General features: G+C 42.2%; 16 protein-coding genes. 10 read left to right on the plus strand and 6 right to left on the minus strand.

Annotated features, from left to right (window positions below):
* Positions 1-2: 2 nt before the first annotated feature.
* From glgA to putP, 5 genes are all read right to left on the minus strand, one after another.
* The gene (gene glgA, locus LG330_RS06055) at positions 3-1442 is read right to left on the minus strand and encodes a glycogen synthase GlgA (protein WP_404408251.1); all 1440 of its coding nucleotides are present in this window, start codon (positions 1440-1442) and stop codon (positions 3-5) included.
* Positions 1439-2467 carry a sugar phosphate nucleotidyltransferase gene (locus LG330_RS06060; protein WP_404408252.1) on the minus strand — a complete coding sequence of 343 codons (1029 nt, stop codon included), beginning with the start codon at positions 2465-2467 and terminating at the stop codon, positions 1439-1441. Before LG330_RS06060 ends, glgA begins: the two co-directional genes overlap by 4 nt.
* Complete coding sequence (locus LG330_RS06065; RefSeq protein ID WP_404408254.1) at positions 2464-3621, minus strand: glucose-1-phosphate adenylyltransferase; 1158 nt, start codon at positions 3619-3621, stop codon at positions 2464-2466. Before LG330_RS06065 ends, LG330_RS06060 begins: the two co-directional genes overlap by 4 nt.
* A 16-nt stretch (positions 3622-3637) precedes the next feature.
* The gene (gene glgB / locus LG330_RS06070; protein ID WP_404408256.1) at positions 3638-5503 is read right to left on the minus strand and encodes a 1,4-alpha-glucan branching enzyme; all 1866 of its coding nucleotides are present in this window, start codon (positions 5501-5503) and stop codon (positions 3638-3640) included.
* A 374-nt stretch (positions 5504-5877) separates the two neighbouring features.
* A complete protein-coding gene (putP, locus tag LG330_RS06075; protein ID WP_404409518.1) occupies positions 5878-7317 on the minus strand; it encodes a sodium/proline symporter PutP in 1440 nt (479 codons plus the stop codon).
* A 458-nt stretch (positions 7318-7775) separates the two neighbouring features.
* Here putP and LG330_RS06080 point away from each other — a divergent pair, with 458 nt between their 5' ends.
* From LG330_RS06080 to LG330_RS06105, 6 genes are all read left to right on the plus strand, one after another.
* Complete coding sequence (locus tag LG330_RS06080; RefSeq protein WP_404408258.1) at positions 7776-8201, plus strand: YueI family protein; 426 nt, start codon at positions 7776-7778, stop codon at positions 8199-8201.
* A 168-nt stretch (positions 8202-8369) separates the two neighbouring features.
* Positions 8370-8660 (plus strand): Asp-tRNA(Asn)/Glu-tRNA(Gln) amidotransferase subunit GatC, encoded by a 291-nt coding sequence (gene gatC, locus LG330_RS06085; RefSeq protein ID WP_404408260.1) that lies wholly within the window; start codon positions 8370-8372, stop codon positions 8658-8660.
* An 11-nt stretch (positions 8661-8671) separates the two neighbouring features.
* Positions 8672-10123 (plus strand): Asp-tRNA(Asn)/Glu-tRNA(Gln) amidotransferase subunit GatA, encoded by a 1452-nt coding sequence (gene gatA, locus LG330_RS06090; protein ID WP_404408262.1) that lies wholly within the window; start codon positions 8672-8674, stop codon positions 10121-10123.
* A 12-nt stretch (positions 10124-10135) separates the two neighbouring features.
* The gene (gene gatB / locus LG330_RS06095; RefSeq protein WP_404408263.1) at positions 10136-11569 is read left to right on the plus strand and encodes an Asp-tRNA(Asn)/Glu-tRNA(Gln) amidotransferase subunit GatB; all 1434 of its coding nucleotides are present in this window, start codon (positions 10136-10138) and stop codon (positions 11567-11569) included.
* A 321-nt stretch (positions 11570-11890) separates the two neighbouring features.
* On the plus strand, positions 11891-12463 hold the full coding sequence (locus LG330_RS06100; protein ID WP_404408265.1) for a thioredoxin family protein: 573 nt from the start codon (positions 11891-11893) through the stop codon (positions 12461-12463).
* A gap of 113 nt (positions 12464-12576) precedes the next feature.
* Complete coding sequence (locus LG330_RS06105; RefSeq protein ID WP_404408266.1) at positions 12577-13557, plus strand: diacylglycerol kinase; 981 nt, start codon at positions 12577-12579, stop codon at positions 13555-13557.
* 34 nt (positions 13558-13591) lie between these two features.
* Here the strand turns inward: LG330_RS06105 and LG330_RS06110 are convergent, their stop codons facing one another.
* Positions 13592-14038, minus strand: coding sequence for an NUDIX domain-containing protein (locus tag LG330_RS06110; protein ID WP_404408268.1), 447 nt, complete (start codon positions 14036-14038; stop codon positions 13592-13594).
* 411 nt (positions 14039-14449) lie between these two features.
* Here LG330_RS06110 and rlmD point away from each other — a divergent pair, with 411 nt between their 5' ends.
* From rlmD to LG330_RS06130, 4 genes are all read left to right on the plus strand, one after another.
* On the plus strand, positions 14450-15829 hold the full coding sequence (gene rlmD / locus LG330_RS06115) for a 23S rRNA (uracil(1939)-C(5))-methyltransferase RlmD (RefSeq protein ID WP_404408270.1): 1380 nt from the start codon (positions 14450-14452) through the stop codon (positions 15827-15829).
* A 19-nt stretch (positions 15830-15848) separates the two neighbouring features.
* Positions 15849-16049 carry a hypothetical protein gene (locus LG330_RS06120; RefSeq protein WP_404408272.1) on the plus strand — a complete coding sequence of 67 codons (201 nt, stop codon included), beginning with the start codon at positions 15849-15851 and terminating at the stop codon, positions 16047-16049.
* Positions 16050-16065: 16 nt separating this feature from the next.
* Complete coding sequence (truA, locus tag LG330_RS06125) at positions 16066-16803, plus strand: tRNA pseudouridine(38-40) synthase TruA (RefSeq protein WP_404408274.1); 738 nt, start codon at positions 16066-16068, stop codon at positions 16801-16803.
* 198 nt (positions 16804-17001) lie between these two features.
* Positions 17002-17448, plus strand: coding sequence for a staygreen family protein (locus LG330_RS06130; protein WP_404408275.1), 447 nt, complete (start codon positions 17002-17004; stop codon positions 17446-17448).
* Positions 17449-17545: the final 97 nt, after the last annotated feature.

The following is a 17545-nucleotide window of genomic DNA, read 5'->3' on the forward strand; positions in this document are numbered from 1 at the left end:
CATTATTTCCTCCCTTGAAGTCCTTTATAAAGGTCGTAATATTCTTTTGCAGAACGTGCCCAGCTGTAATCACCTGACATCGCATTTTCCTGCAGAATCGGCCAGACTTCTTCATTGTTAAAATATTCTAAAGCGCGTTCAACTGTATGTTTCATATCATGTGCATTGTATGCGCTGAAAGTGAATCCGTTGCCTGTATGATCAGTTTCATGCCATGAGTGGACTGTATCATTTAATCCGCCGGTTTCACGTGCAATCGGGATTGTTCCATACTGCAGTGAAATGAGCTGACTCAGCCCGCACGGTTCAAATAATGAAGGCATCAGGAAGAAGTCTGCCCCGGCATAAATGCGATGGGCGAGCGCTTCACTAAATCCGATGTATACACCGGTTTTTTCCGGAAAGGCACTTGCCAGGTAATTAAAGTAGCTTTCAAATTCAGGATCCCCACTGCCAAGAACAATCAGCTGCATATTCTGCTCATTTAATAATTCATGCATTACACGTTTAACGAGTGACAGACCTTTTTGTTCAGTGAGCCTTGTGACCATTGCAACAACAGGTACATGCTCAGAGACAGGCAGGTTAAATTCCTTTTGAAGGGCAGCTTTATTAATCCTTTTATCATCAAGCGTTTTAAAGGAATAAGGCTTTTCAATATATATATCTTTTTCAGGATGGTAGTAATCGGTATCAATTCCATTTAAAATCCCGCTCAGTTTAAATGACTGATCACGTAAAAGACCGTCCAGTTTTTCACCGAAGAACGGTGTCTGAATTTCATCCTTATAAGTCGGACTGACTGTCGTGAGGGCATTTGCACTCAGCAGGGCACCCTTCATAAAGCTGACAGCTCCGTAGAATTCAAGCTCTCCGGCTGAAAAGTACTGCTGATCAAGATTCAGCAGGTCACCAATTACGCTTTCAGGGAATAATCCCTGAAACTGCAAATTATGAATCGTAAAAACTGTTTTAATATTTTTATAAAACGGATACGTTCTGTACTGTCGGTCAAGCAGGAATGGGACCATACCCGTATGCCAGTCGTGCGCATGAATTACATCAGGCTTGAATGGAATAAGCGGGAGTGCATCAAGCACAGCTCTGCTGAAAAATGCAAAGCGCTCACCGTCATCAAAGTCTCCATAGAGGGTATTCCGCTTGAAGTAGAACTCATTATCAAGCAGATAGTATGTAATACCGTTATGCTTTAATGTTTCAATCCCACAATACTGGCGTCTCCATCCCACATTTACATAGAAGGTTTTGATCTTTTTAGCTTTTGAAAGCAGTTCATCAGAGATCGTTGAATACTTCGGCAGCATGACCCGCACATCTGCGCCAAGTTTGATTAACTCTTTAGGAAGAGCCCCGGCGACATCGCCGAGGCCTCCTGATTTTGCAAATGGTGCACATTCAGATACCGCAAATAATACCTTCATGATTGCACCACCGCCGCTTCACGCACACTGCCTTTACGAAGCACAAGCGGCTGTTCAGCTGTTCCTTTTAATGATGTGCCGTCAAGCACTCTTACGTCTTTGTCTAAAATAACGTATTCCAGAGAACAGTCTATACCGATCTGCGACTTCTGCATCACAACGCAGTTTTTCACTGTAGAACCTTCACCGATTTTTGCAGCTCTTGATACGATGCTGCTCTCTACGCTTCCACGGATATCCGCACCGTTAGCGATCATGGCATTACGTACTTGTGCAGTAGAGCTGTATTTCGTTGGCGGCTCATCCTTTACCTTCGTATAAATTGGACGTTCCTGCGTGAAGAGCTGGCTCCACACATCATGACGCAAAAGGTCCATTGAATACTTAAGATAAGCAGGGATTGAATCAATGATCGCTGTGTAATCTTTATGTTCATAAGCCCCGATCTTATAATTATGAAGCGGCTGCTTTACAACGTCTGACACACTGATGAACTGTGATCGGCGTCTTGCTTCGATCAGTTCGATCAGAAGTACTTTACTGATTACATAGATCTCAAGAGATTTTCCGTTATGCTGCACCTCAGTAATATCATAATCATGAATTAAGTGTTCAGCTAACGCTTCTTCAAAATCAATATTTGCAATCACGTAGCTGCTTGCAATGACGACGTAATCCTGATGGCTGCGCTTGAAAAATTCAATGTGCTGTTCAAGTCTTGAAAAAGACCCGATGCATGTTGTTTCATCCGGTTCAAAGTAAGGAGGGAAGAAGAAGAGACCATCTCTTTTTCTATCCATATCCCAGTTCTTACCTGATCCGATATGGTCCATTAATGAACGGTACTGGTGCTTCGGGAAGATCGCTACGCTGTCCACACCTGAATTCACCATGTTCGAAAGGACGAAATCAATAAACCGGTAGCGTCCTGCAAAAGGAATAGAGGCAACAGAGCGGTTTAAAGTTAAATCCTGAAGTCCACCCATTACAGTGGCTGCGTCAATTACTCCTAATAAACGGCTCATGCTGTCACGTCCTTTCTTAATCTTTCCACGAGTTCTTCTGTGACAAGGATGATGTCATCATCGCTGTGTTCCGGAGTAATTGTAATACCAGCCGGAACTTCAATATCACCTGGTACGATTGCACGTTTGATCGTCACATTCTTTCCGATTACCGCATCAGGCATAATAACTGATTCATAAATATCAGCACCTTCACCAATTGATACTCCCTGGAAAATAACTGAGTGAGATACCTTACCTTCAATGACACAGCCTTCATTGATCAGTGAATCCGTCACTTTAGATGTTGTTGCAAGATATTGAGGCGGCTGATTCGGGTTACGTGAATAAATTCTCCATGAATGGTCAAACAGGTTCAGACCCGGATTCTCTTTCAACAGGTCCATGTTCGCTTCCCACAGACTCTTCACTGTACCAACGTCTTTCCAGTAGCCTTCAAAAGGATAAGCCATCAGACGCTTACCTTCATTCAGGAACAAAGGAATAATATCTTTACCAAAATCATGTGAAGAATTTTCATTCATGTTGTCCTGGTCAAGATATTTCTGCAGGGATTTCCAGTTGAAAATATAGATTCCCATTGAAGCCAGGTTATTTTTCGGATCTGCAGGTTTTTCATCGAATTCAAGAATCTCAAGATCATCATTTGTATTCATAATGCCAAAGCGGCTGGCTTCATCCCATGGTACTTCAATAACTGAAATCGTTGCTTCAGCTTCGTTTTGAATATGATAATCAAGCATTTTTGAGTAATCCATTTTATAAATGTGATCTCCGGATAGTACAAGCACATATTCAGGATCATATTGTTCAATGTAGTTCAGATTCTGATAGATCGCATTCGCTGTCCCGCTGTACCATTTCACACCACTCGCTTCAGTGTATGGAGGAAGTACTGTAACGCCACCGTTGCGTCGGTCAAGGTCCCATGCGCTTCCAATTCCGATATAAGAATTCAGTACGAGCGGCTGATACTGTGTCAGCACACCAACTGTATGAATCCCTGAATTTGTACAATTACTAAGTGTGAAATCAATAATCCGGTACTTACCTCCAAAAGGTACTGCCGGCTTGGCAATTTTCGTTGTAAGGGAATGAAGGCGGCTTCCCTGTCCTCCTGCCAGTAACATCGCTACACATTTTTTCTTAACCATCATGTCACACTCCTCATTATTTTTTTGCCGGCTTCCAAATCGTGATGCCAAGCGGTGGGATCTTCATATCAAGAGATTGCTTTCTGTTGTGAATCGGATTTTCTTCAGTTACTGCTGTCTGATTTACATGATTCGTTCCGCCGAAGTCCTGCCTGTCACTTGAAAACACTTCTTCCCACTTACCTTCAAATGGAGCACCAATCCGGAAATGATCATAGCTGACATTCGTGAAGTTACAGATCACCATCAGCGTGTCGCTCTTTCTTTTGCCTCTTCTGACAAAAGAATAAATACTTTGTTCTGCATTATCTGCATCAATCCACTCAAAGCCCTGCGGATCATGATCAAACTCATGTAATGCTTTTTGAGCCTGATAGAAACTCATTAACTCTTTAGTAAAAACGTCTGACTGGGCATGTGAATCATAATCTTTCAGGAACCAGTCAAGACCTTGTACATATTTCCATTCATCAAACTGAGCAAATTCTGCACCCATAAAGAGCAGCTTTTTCCCCGGGTGTGTAATCAGGTAGCTGAGCAACAGACGCCACTGAGCGAACTTTTCCCAGTACTCACCCGGCATTTTATGGAGAAGCGAACGTTTGCCATGTACCACCTCATCGTGTGAAAGTGGCAGAATATAGTTTTCTGTATATGCATATACAAGTGAGAATGTCAGCGTGTGATGATGGTGTCTGCGTTCAAAAGGAGGATACTCCATATAATCGAGCAGATCATTCATCCAGCCCATATTCCATTTGTAGTTAAATCCAAGTCCGCCTTCATGTACAGGCTTCGTTACACCTGGCCAGTCAGTTGAATCCTCGGCCATCATAAGAAACCGCGGATTTTCATTAAAAACAGCTTTATTTAATTCCTGAAGAAATTCAGTCGCGTACGGGTTGGCTGTTTCAGGCTCACTATTCGCCCAGTAAATAATATTTGCCACTGCATCCACTCTCAGGCCGTCTATTCTAAAAAAGTGCATCCAGTATAGTGCATTAGAGATCAGGAAGCTTCTGACTTCACCTTTTGCGAGGTTAAAGTTTGCAGTACCCCATTCAAGATTTTCACGATCATTAAATGAGTCATACTCATATAACGGCTGCCCGTCAAACATATACAGTCCGTGAGAGTCCTTACAGAAATGTCCTGGTACCCAGTCGAGCAGGACACCAATGTCTTCCTGATGACAGCGGTCAATGAAATACATTAGATCGTGCGGCGTGCCAAAGCGGCTGGTAGGGGAGAAGTATCCGGTACCCTGATAGCCCCATGAAGCATCAAGCGGGTGTTCAGTTAAAGGAAGCAGTTCAATATGAGTGAATCCTCTTTCCTTTACATAAGGAATTAATTCATCAGCATATTCTCTGTACGTAAAGTAAGAACCATCTTCTTTTTGCTTCCATGAATTTAAGTGAAGTTCATAGATTGCAAGAGGTCTTTCATAAATTGGTCTTCTCTTTCTGACGCGCTGGCGATAAAGCTGATCGCCCCATTTGTAACCGGAGAGGTCATAAACGACTGAAGCAGTCTGTGGTCGCAGCTCAGAGTGAAAAGCATAGGGGTCTGATTTCATAATCAGGTCTCCGGCTGCTGTTGTGATTGCGTATTTATAAAGCGCTCCCTCTAAATCCTGATCAATGAAACAGCTCCAGATGCCTTCATTATTAATTCGGGTCATTTCATACCTGTCAGGTTTCCAGTCAGTAAAGCTGCCTGTTACAGACACTGACTGTGCATGAGGAGCCCAAACGGTGAAGCGTGTGCCGGTCACCTGCTTTTTCTGTTTTACGAGATGAGCGCCAAATATAGCGTGTGCATTATAAAGTGTACCTTCATGGAAAAGGTGTATGTCAAAATCACTAATTGTCTGATCCATGTGCGCCATCCTTTCTCATTAAATTCGTCTATATAATTTCAACATTACCATATAAAACTCCTTGTTTTGTCGAAACTTAGATAAAAATTTAGAAAATTCAGAAGTAAGCGATTACAATATTTTCTTTTTGCCCAAATCCTGAAAAATAAAGGTAAATTCAAGCATGTATAAAAAATTGCTTACTCAATACTGCATAATTTTCCCTCAATAGAGCGGCTTGAAACTAAGATTAGAGATTTAGTTCTGTATAATTTAAAATGATTTAATTGTAATAGATGACGGGGGAGATGAGAAAGTGACCAAATAAGCAGTGCAGCCTGCTGAGGTAATAGAAAAAACGGCTGATCACATTGACCAGCCGTTCTATAAGGAAATTATTTATTTGATTCAACTTCGTGTACTTTTTCGAACTTGTCATACCCTTCACGTACTGGTTCACGTGAGTTATCTGACATCAGGCTGACAACAATGATTGCAAGCGTACTTAAAATAAAGCCTGGAATCATTTCATACAGCCATCCGCTTAGTCCGAATACATATACCCAAAGGATAACTGTAACCGCACCGACAAGCATACCTGCAAGAGCGCCCCAGCGAGTCATACGCTTCCAGTAAAGAGAAAGCAGGATAGCAGGACCAAATGCTGAACCAAAACCAGCCCATGCGTTACTTACGATATCAAGGATCGTGCTGTCAGAATCAAGTGACAGAATGATCGCAATTAATGCAACTAATAGAACTGAGATACGTCCAACAAGTACAAGCTCCTTATCAGAAGCACTGCGCTTCAGGAACGTGTTGTAGAAATCCTCTGTCAGCGCACTTGAGGTTACAAGCAGCTGAGAAGATACTGTACTCATAATTGCCGCCAGAATCGCAGCAAGTAAGAAACCTGAAATTAATGGGTGGAACAATACCTGAGAAAAGAAAACAAAGATTGTTTCAGGATTCGCAAGCTCTCCACCAGTGTTAGCGATGTACGCAATACCAGTTAACCCTGTTAATAATGCACCGATAATGGCAACGATCATCCATGTCATACCGATACGGCGTGCATTTTTAAGCGACTTTACATCACGGATCGCCATAAAACGAACGATGATGTGCGGCTGACCAAAGTACCCAAGACCCCATGCCATCAAACCGATAAACCCAAGGAATGTTGTGCCTTCAAAAAATGAAGTCAGCTGCGGGTCAATCCCATTTAATGTATCAAACGTAGGTCCAATACCTCCAAGCTCCATAAATGCAACAATTGGTACAAGAATAAGTGCTACAAACATGATTACACCCTGTACAAAGTCAGTCATACTAACTGCCAGGAATCCACCGAATAAAGTATAAGCAAGGACAACCCCTGCAGTCACAAATAGACCAACTGTATAGTCCATTCCAAATGCACTTTCAAATAATACTCCACCAGAAACCATACCTGAAGATGTATAAACAGTGAAGAAAATAATGATGACAATTGCGGATACGAAACGCAAAATCTTTGTATCATCTACAAAGCGATTCTCAAAGTAATCAGGGATTGTAATTGAATCGTTTGCCACTTCCGTATAAGTTCTTAAACGAGGTGCAACAAAAAGATAATTTAAATATGCGCCAATGGATAAACCAACCGCAATCCACATGCCCGAGAGTCCGGATACATAGATCGAGCCTGGTAGACCTAACAGCATCCACCCACTCATATCAGATGCGCCGGCTGATAGTGCTGTAACACTTGGTCCAAGCTTTCTGCCACCCAGCATGTACTCTGATAAATTACCGGTCGATTTTTTATAGGCATAATAGCCAATCGCCAGCATACCGATGAAATATAATGCGAGAGATATATATACCTCAAAGCCAATCTCTACAGCTTCCACCAAATCTCCTCCTTGTAAAATGAATTTTTTGTGTCAAATGTTTCATGACGCTTACAGTTGAATAACCTAACAAATATATTCAACCTGTTCAAGTGATATAAACAGCATTATATCAGCATAAAAAGCTGTCATCCTATTAAGCGCAAGGGATAGAGCATGATTTGAAAAAGATTAAAGTAAAATAATTCTGAAAATTAAATCATACTTTATTTTAATCTGAAAACAGAAATTTTGGCAAGTGAAATCGCCTGAAACGCTGATATATAAACGTTCGGACATGGAAGAAACATCCTGAAATGGAGACTAAAAAAGGGATGATATGTGAATTTGTGCACAAATAATGACCTGAAAAGAGATATTTTGTATAATGGGTGTATGATAAAAGAAAGGGTGATAGTATGGCACAGGGAAAGAGTGTTGATGACTATATTCAGGAAGGAATATATGGTGCCAGAGAAACTTTGCCAGACGAAAGAAGAATGTTTTTAACTTCAATTAGAGAAAGAGTGGAATTTGCGCTCCTCCAAAACCAGGTGCGTGAATCAGATGTGTACCCTGAAATTGAGCAGGCCGTTAAAAAACACCGTGATTTGAAGATGTTTTTAAATGGAAATATGAATTACCGTTTCTTATCAAAATATATTCAATTGGCAGACCGGTATAAAGTGTCTTATCAGGTCGTAACAAATAAAGAACACAACTCTGAATATGGGCTGGTATTGTCTCATTCAGAAGCAATTGATAAAGAAGAGATTACGCTTCCTAAAAGACATGCAGATAACGGGGCTGCTCCATCATTTTGGGACCGGCTGTTCCGTTCATAATACGTTTCTTCTATTTAAATATGGATGATCTGGGTACTGCGTACAGTAAATGAAAAAGTTGATACAGCCAATCGGCAGGGGGATTAAGGTAAAGTTGCCTGAGACCCTGCCTTTTTGGTATGATAAACAGTATTGTGAGTGTTCGAACATACACGGAGGTGAGTCACAATGACAAAGATTACAAAAGAAGAAGTTAAACACGTAGCGCATTTGGCGAGACTGAATATTGATGAGCAGGAAGCAGAGAAATTTGCAGAACAGCTCGGCTCAATCATCACATTTGCTGAACAGCTGAACGAGCTTGATACAGAAAACGTTGAACCGACAACGCATGTGCTCGATATGAAGAATATTTTGCGTGAAGATAAGCCTGTTGATGGGCTGCCACGTGAACAAGTACTAAAAAATGCACCGGATCACCAGGATGGACAGGTGAAGGTGCCAACGATTTTAGAATAGGAGGGCAAAAGATGTCTTTATTCAATCACAAGCTGGCTGATCTGCATGATCTTTTACATAAAAAAGAGATTACAATTGCTGATCTTGTCCGTGAATCATATAAACGTATTGAAGAAGTAGATGATAAGGTGCAGGCCTTCCTGACACTTGATGAAGAGCGTGCACTTGCACGTGCAGAAGAGCTTCAAAGTAAAATGGGCACTGACGAAGGCCTTCTTTATGGAATGCCGATCGGTGTCAAAGATAACATTGTTACAAAAGAGCTGCGCACAACAGCAGCAAGTAAAATTCTTGGCAACTTTGATCCGATATACAATGCAACGGTAGCAGATAAACTTCATGCAGCTGACGCAATCACAATCGGAAAGCTGAACATGGATGAATTCGCAATGGGTTCATCAACAGAGAACTCTCATTTTGCTAAAACGAAAAATCCATGGAACCTTGATACTGTTCCGGGCGGTTCTTCAGGCGGCTCTGCAGCAGCAGTAGCAGCTGGTGAAGTACCATTTTCTCTTGGATCAGATACAGGCGGATCAATCCGTCAGCCGGCTTCATTCTGTGGAGTAGTTGGACTTAAGCCAACTTATGGCCGCGTGTCACGCTTTGGTTTAATTGCATTCGCATCTTCACTTGATCAGATTGGACCGATTACAACAAACGTAGAGGATAATGCCTATCTATTAGAAGCGATCGCAGGGCTTGACCCAAATGACTCTACATCTGCTAACGTCAGCGTTCCTAAATACCGCAGTGCACTGACAGGTGACATTAAGGGATTAAAGGTCGCTGTACCAAAAGAATATCTTGGTGATGGTGTAAGTGAAGAAGTACGCCAGTCGGTCCGTGAGGCATTGAAAGTACTTGAAGGACTTGGTGCTACAATTGATGAAGTATCACTTCCCCATTCTAAATACGGCGTAGCAACTTATTACCTGCTGTCTTCTTCTGAAGCATCAGCTAACCTTGCGCGCTTTGACGGTATCCGTTACGGGTATCGTGCTGACAACGCTGAGAACCTGATTGATCTTTATAAAAAGACGCGTGCTGAAGGCTTCGGTGACGAAGTGAAGCGCCGCATTATGCTTGGAACTTACGCACTAAGCTCAGGCTATTATGATGCTTACTATAAAAAAGCACAAAAAGTACGTACATTAATTAAGCAGGACTTTGAAAAAGTGTTCGAAGACTATGATGTCATCGTAGGACCTACAACGCCAACGCCTGCATTTAAGATCGGCGAGCAGATTGATGACCCGCTGACAATGTATGCAAATGACATCCTGACAATCCCTGTGAACCTTGCAGGTGTACCGGGTATTTCTGTGCCTGCTGGACTTTCTGAAAGTGGTCTGCCGCTTGGTCTTCAGATCATTGGAAAGCACTTTGATGAAAGCACTGTATACCGCGTGGCACACGCATACGAGCAGGCAGCAAATCATAATATGAAGCCGGAACTGTAGGAGGGAGAAAACATGACAAACTTTGAAACGATTATTGGACTTGAAGTACACGTAGAGTTAAAAACTGATTCAAAAATGTTCTCTCCTGCACCTGCGCATTTCGGTGCGGAGCCGAACACTAATACAAACGTTGTAGACCTTGGATACCCTGGCGTGCTGCCTGTGATCAACAAGCGCGCTGTTGACTGGGGTATGAAGGCTGCAATGGCACTGAACTGTGAAATTGCTGAACATACGAAGTTCGACCGTAAAAACTATTTCTATCCGGACAATCCAAAAGCTTATCAGATCTCACAATTTGATCAGCCGATCGGCGAACACGGCTGGATCGAAATTGAAGTGGACGGCTATAAAAAGAAAATCGGTATCACGCGTCTTCACCTTGAAGAAGATGCAGGGAAACTGACGCACACAGACAAAGGGTATTCACTTGTTGACTACAACCGTCAGGGTACACCGCTGATTGAAATCGTATCTGAGCCGGACTTAAGAACGCCGGCGGAAGCATATGCTTATCTTGAAAAAATCAAGTCAATCATTCAGTACACAGGCGTTTCTGACTGTAAAATGGAAGAAGGATCACTTCGCTGTGATGCGAACATCTCACTTCGTCCGGTTGGCCGTGAAGAATTCGGTACAAAAACTGAGCTGAAAAACCTGAACTCATTTAACTTTGTTAAAAAAGGGCTTGAGTTTGAGGAAAAGCGTCAGGAAGAAGTACTATTATCAGGCGGATCAATCCAGCAGGAATCACGCCGCTTTGATGAGTCTACAGGCAAGACGCTATTAATGCGTGTCAAAGAAGGCTCTGATGACTACCGTTACTTCCCAGAACCTGATCTTGTATCCATGGTGATTGATGAAGAGTGGAAGGAAAGCGTTCGTAAAACAATTCCTGAACTTCCGGATGCACGTAAAAAGCGCTATGTGGAAGACCTTGGTCTGCCGGCATATGATGCAATGGTGTTGACGCTTACGAAAGAAATGTCTGATTTCTTTGAACTCACTCTTAAGCAGGGTGCAGATGCGAAGCTTGCTTCTAACTGGCTGATGGGTGAAGTATCAGCTTACCTGAACGCTGAGCAAAAAGAGCTTGGTGATACTGCACTAACGCCTCAGGGCCTTGCAGGCATGATCAAGCTGATTGAAGATGGCACAATTTCATCTAAAATCGCAAAGAAAGTCTTTAAGGAACTGATTGAAAAAGGCGGAGATCCGAACAAGATTGTAAAAGATAAAGGTCTTGTACAGATTTCTGATGAAGGTCAGCTGCTTGGTTTTGTGACTGAAGCACTTGATAACAACCCGCAGTCGATTGAAGACTTTAAGAACGGTAAAGACCGTGCAATTGGTTTCTTAGTCGGTCAGATTATGAAGGCATCAAAAGGACAGGCAAATCCTCCGATGGTGAATAAGCTGCTGATGCAGGAGATTAAGAAGCGATAATATATTTTGGGAGAAACGCACTTTTGGGGTGCGTTTCTTTTTTGTGGGGTGGCGTGAGGGAAGAGCATTAAGATTAATTGATTCACCTCTCAGGATATAAGTATCAGCGCTTTGAATAATTGGATCAGCGGCATAGTTAATTGATTCAGCAGCTTTAAATCCCGAATTAATTGATTCAATCGTTCTAATTATTGTCACAACGCTCCTGCGAATTGAATCACTTGGCGACATAATTGATCGCCACACTTCCTGCACATTTTACAGGCAGTTCACTCGAATAAAAATCCTCATTATGAGATGCTTAAAATTGAGGTGATGAACATGACGAACTTAAATGAATGGTTTGAAAAAGGACTAACAGCTGAAGCTTATCAGAATCAGATGGAATCACATAAGGAAAATATGTCTAAAGTCTATGAACTGTTCTCTGTTCCGGCTGAAGATGAAGCGTTTTTTAAGCAGTTAAAGGCTCAGAACTTGCGAGCGATTGTATTGACTGAAGACTGGTGCGGGGATGCGATGATGAATAATCCCGTGCTGTTAAAGCTCGCTGAACGTTCAGGTATGGAAGTCAGATTTATCTTAAGAGACAGCAACCTGGATCTGATGGATCAGTACTTAACAAATGGCAAATCCCGTGCGATTCCGATTTTCGTTTTTATTGACGAGTTAGGTAATGAAGTTGCGAAGTGGGGGCCAAGAGCCGAAAAAGTGCAGGCATTTGTAGATGATGTAAGATCCAACCTTCCGGCAAAAGAGGATCCAGCCTTTAAAGATGGTCAGCAGCTGATGATCAAACAGCTGACGGCAGCCTATACAGAACGTGAAGATTTCTGGGAAGAAGTTTATAAAGAACTGAAAAACAAGCTCACTATGGTAAAAACCGTTAATTAACGGTATGATGAGAGTAAGCCTTACTTGTGGGCTTATTCTTTTTTGTTTACATACAGTGAAAAGTGATTATAATTTTATAGTATGCTTATTATATAAAAGGCAGGCTGAAAATCATGAAACGAGCTAGAATCATTTACAATCCGACTTCAGGACGTGAGCTTTTCAGAAGACACTTACCGGAAGTATTAATGAAATTAGAACAGGCAGGCTATGAAACATCCTGTCACGCAACAACTTGTGCAGGCGATGCGTCTGTTGCAGCTGCAGCTGCTGCAGAGCGCGGATTTGACCTGATTATCGCTTCAGGCGGGGACGGGACGCTCAATGAAGTTGTCAACGGACTTGCTGAAAAGCCGAATCGTCCGAGATTGGGTCTTATCCCAATGGGTACTACAAACGATTTTGCACGTGCGCTTCATATTCCAAGGGATATTGAAGATGCAGTCGACATCATTATAAAGGGTGATACGATCCCTGTTGATGTTGGCAGAATGAATGATAAATATTTTATTAATATTGCCGGCGGCGGACGTATCACTGAACTGACATATGAAGTGCCTAGTAAGTTGAAAACAGTACTAGGGCAGCTGGCATATTACTTAAAAGGAATTGAAATGCTGCCATCATTCAAACCGACAAATGTCCGGATTGAATATGATGGAAAAGTATTTGAAGGAGAGGTCATGCTTTTCCTGATCGGTCTGACAAATTCAGTCGGCGGATTTGAAAAGCTGGCACCGGATTCTTCTATTAATGATGGTTTGTTTACATTAATGTTTTTAAAGAAAACAAACATGGCAGAAACCATCCGTGTCATCTCACTTGCACTTCGCGGTGAGCATTTGCATGATCCTCATCTTGAATATGTAAAAGCTAATCATATTAAAGTCACTTCTCAGGAAACGGTTCAGCTGAATCTTGATGGAGAGTTTGGCGGGCTGCTGCCTGCGGAGTTTCAGAATCTTTATCGTCATCTGAATGTCTGTGCACCGCTTGATAAGCTTCGTAAAGAAGACCGTGTGGATGAAGACAAAAATGTTGTGCTGAAAAACAGTATCATTGATGAAGAAGATGAAGTGAGAAGTGATCAATAAGAAAAGACCGGGCGGTTAATCGCTCGGCCTTTTCTTATTGGATTGCTTCAATCCAGTCCACAGCATTATCCATGTCTGCTGCAAGCTTTGATGCTTCTTCAATTGGACGCCATTCAAAATGGAATTTCAGACCATCATCTTTGCCGTCACTTTCTACTGTATACTCCCACTCATTCTCCACCGGACGTTTAAGTGCAAGGTGGAAAAAGTTACGCTCATAATACTTTGAGCGGTCCTCTGAATAATACATCTGTTTATGAAGTTTTCCCTGTAATTGTAGTTCATCTCTCTTCAAACCGGTTTCCTCTTCAATTTCACGATAAAGTGCATCAATTAGCAATTCATCGTCTTCAACGCCGCCGCCAGGGACCTGGAGGCCTGCTTGTGGATGATCCTTTTGCGAAAAAACAAGCAGTTCAGTCTTCCCGTCGATTTCCCGCGTGATATAAGCGAGTACTTTCTGTTTAACAATCTGTCCCATATCGCTTCCTCCTTAGTTGGAATTTTTAGAATAAAAAGAATAGTTTCTCCATTCTACACACCTTTATTTAAAAAATCAAGGTTATTTTGGTAATTTAATATATACCCCTTATAGGTTAAGGTTAAACCTATAAGGGGTTTATTTTTTAAATGAGAAAATGTTTCACTTGGAACCGCAGAACCTTTCCGTGCTGAACTGCACTTTCCGCGGACGAACGCTCAGGCCAGGCAGAAGATCACTGCTCTGCGGGGTCTTTCACGATCGTTTTTCCGCAGGAGTCTCCGTTCGCCACTACAAGGTTCAGCTGAGAAGTCTTTCGGAAGTTAACGATTATTTTAAGTATACGAGTAACAAGGGATAATATATGCTACAATAATGGGCAGCGATTCTAACGAAGAGGGCGATTAACTAATGACAAAAAAGCAGGCTTTACCTGTAAAGAAAAATGATACTGTAACTGTGACAATAGAGGATTTGACGCATGAAGGGCATGGTGTTGGGAAGGTAGACGGTTACCCGTTGTTTATTCCGTTAACGCTTCCTGATGAGCAGGTAAAAGTGAAGGTCCTGAAAACGACGAAGAATTTCGGTTTTGGTAAGCTGGTTGAGCTTGAGTCTGTCAGTGAACATAGAACGGAACCCCCGTGTCCGGTTTATGACACGTGTGGCGGCTGTCAGCTGCAGCATTTCAGCTATGAAGGGCAGCTTGCTGCAAAACAAAAGCAGGTGCGTGATGTACTTGAACGAATTGGTAAGATTAAAGATGTACCTGTTCATCCGACACTTGGTATGGAAGATCCGTGGCGCTACCGGAATAAAAGCCAGATCCCTGTTGGCAGTGAGAGCGGCCGCGTGATTGCGGGCTTTTATGCTACTCGTAGTCACCGGATTGTGGATACGGATGTCTGTGTGATTCAGGAAGAAGTCAGTGACCGCGTGATGAACATTGTGAAGACAGGAGCAGAACGCTTTGGTATCCAGCCATATGATGAAGAACGCCATAAAGGTGTGCTCCGTCATGTAGTTGTCAGGTATGGCCGGACTTCAGGCGAAGTGATGGTTGTACTAGTAACGAGAACGAGGCATCTGCCTCACGCAGAGGATTTAACGGCTGTCCTGCGTGAAAAAGTGCCGGGACTAAAATCAATTGTTCATAATATTAATGATCAGCGGACGAATGTCATTTTGGGCAACAAAGGGCAGACAATCTGGGGCAGCGATGTCATTTATGATTCAATTGGCGAAGTAAAGTTTGCGATCTCTGCACGCAGCTTTTACCAGGTCAACCCTGTGCAAACAGAGGTACTTTATCAGAAAGCACTTGAGTACGCTCAGCTTACAGGAGAAGAATCCGTTATTGATGCCTATTGTGGAATTGGCACGATCTCACTCTTTTTAGCGCAGAAAGCAAAAAAAGTGTTTGGCGTTGAGATTGTCGAGCAGGCCATTGAAGATGCAAAAGCAAATGCAGAGCTGAACGGTTTTACAAATACTGAATTTGAAGCGGGACCGGCAGAAGAAGTGATTCCTGCCTGGCATAAAAAAGGTAATCAGGCTGATGTGATTGTGGTGGATCCTCCAAGAAAAGGCTGTGACCAGGCACTGCTTGATACAATGCTTGCGATGAAACCGAAGCGCATTGTGTATGTGTCCTGTAACCCTGCAACGCTTGCGAGAGATCTGAGAATATTAGAAGACGGCGGGTATAAGACGCAGGAAGTGCAGCCTGTTGATATGTTTCCTCAAACTTCGCATGTGGAGTGCGTGGCGTGGCTTGAGCTTTCGAAATAAGTTTTAACAGGAGGACGATATGGAGGCAAATAGAAAATGGCTATCGATACCAGAAAATATTAGGAAGCAGCTGATCTTAAATGTATTTTGCTCAAATTGTCTGGATGCTGTAAAGATAAAAGATTTTGTGATTAAGCCTAATCCGGCTGGCGTTGTGCTTGAAGGCAATTGTGCGGTGTGCGGAAATGGTGTGGCAAGAGTAGTCGAAATAGAAGAGTGAAGAACAGGAGATCTGAATGAATAACTATAAATTAACAATCCAGTATGACGGTGGAAGATATAAAGGTTGGCAGCGGCTTGGAGATAGTGACAACACGATTCAGGGGAAGATTGAAAATGTGTTAACAGAGCTCGCAGAAGAAAAGATTGAAATCATTGGTTCAGGGAGGACGGATGCGAGTGTACATGCGCTTGCCCAGATCGCCAATTTTAAAATGCGTAAACACGCGACGGAAGATGAAGTGATGCAGTATTTAAACAAATACCTTCCTCATGATATCAGTGTGACTGATGTGACGCTGATGCATGACCGTTTTCATTCACGCTATAATGCGAAGGATAAAACGTACTTGTATAAGATTTGGAACGAGCAGTACACACATCCTTTCATGCGAAAGTACAGTATGCATGTGGAGAATAAGCTTAATATTGAAAAAATGATAGAGGCAGCTCAATATTTCCTGGGTGAGCATGACTTTACATCTTACTCCAATGCAAAGTCGAAGAAAAAATCATTGGTGCGTGAAATTTACTCACTTAAGATCGATGAAAATGACGGCTTTATCGAAATCAAGATTCGTGGCAATGGATTCCTGTACAACATGGTTAGAAAAATTGTCGGGACCTTAATTGAAGTTGGATTGGGGGAAATGGAAGCTGCTGCAATCCCCGGCATTCTTGAATCAAAAGAAAGAATTCAAACAGGCCGTATGGCTGATGCAGAGGGGCTGTACTTGGAGAAGGTTGGTTTTTAGACCACGCTGCTTCAAATGAACATCAGCAGTTCGATCCACCTATCTAGCTCGAGAAATTAATATCATTATATTTTTAAGCATTCACTTTACTATAGTGAGTGCTTTTTATTATACATTTATGCAATCGAACATACATGATCTGGAAGGACCATAGATTTTATGAACGGGGAGTGATGTATACATTAGGGAGGGGATCGATTGAAAAAGCTCAATCCAGATCAGTTATATGTTGAATTCAGAAATGGTGTAACGATGACTGAACCAATCATAGACCGTAAATATACATTAACACACTCCGACATTACTGCAGAACTTTTTCTTACAATTGGTCTGCAGTATGCTTTTGAAAAGATTAATGCCATGAGGGATGAAGTGCTTGCAGAATGGATAATAGCTAATGGATGTCCATTACTATACGTATATGTTTATGTTGACGGAGAATTTGGTCCGGCAGTTACTGCTGTGCGTGATGCAATTTTCAGGCGTGAGCTGCCTTTAGCTTTGGAGGCAATCAGGTATGGAGATAGAAAATTCTTTGCAGCTCATCCAGCGTTAGATAGTGCACCGATATGGATTCATTTTGATTCAACAAATTCACTGTACAACAAGTTTGAACACTGGGGCACTCCTGGTGATTATATTTAAGTTGCTTCTGAGCTCATTAGAATTTATCGAAAGTATCCTGGTTAATAGACGATCCACAAAGTCTTCCTTCAGGATACTTTTTTGATGGCTCATAAAA

It is taken from the genome of Jeotgalibacillus malaysiensis (assembly GCF_044789845.1).
GTDB classification, from domain to species: Bacteria; Bacillota; Bacilli; order Bacillales; family Jeotgalibacillaceae; genus Jeotgalibacillus; species Jeotgalibacillus malaysiensis_A.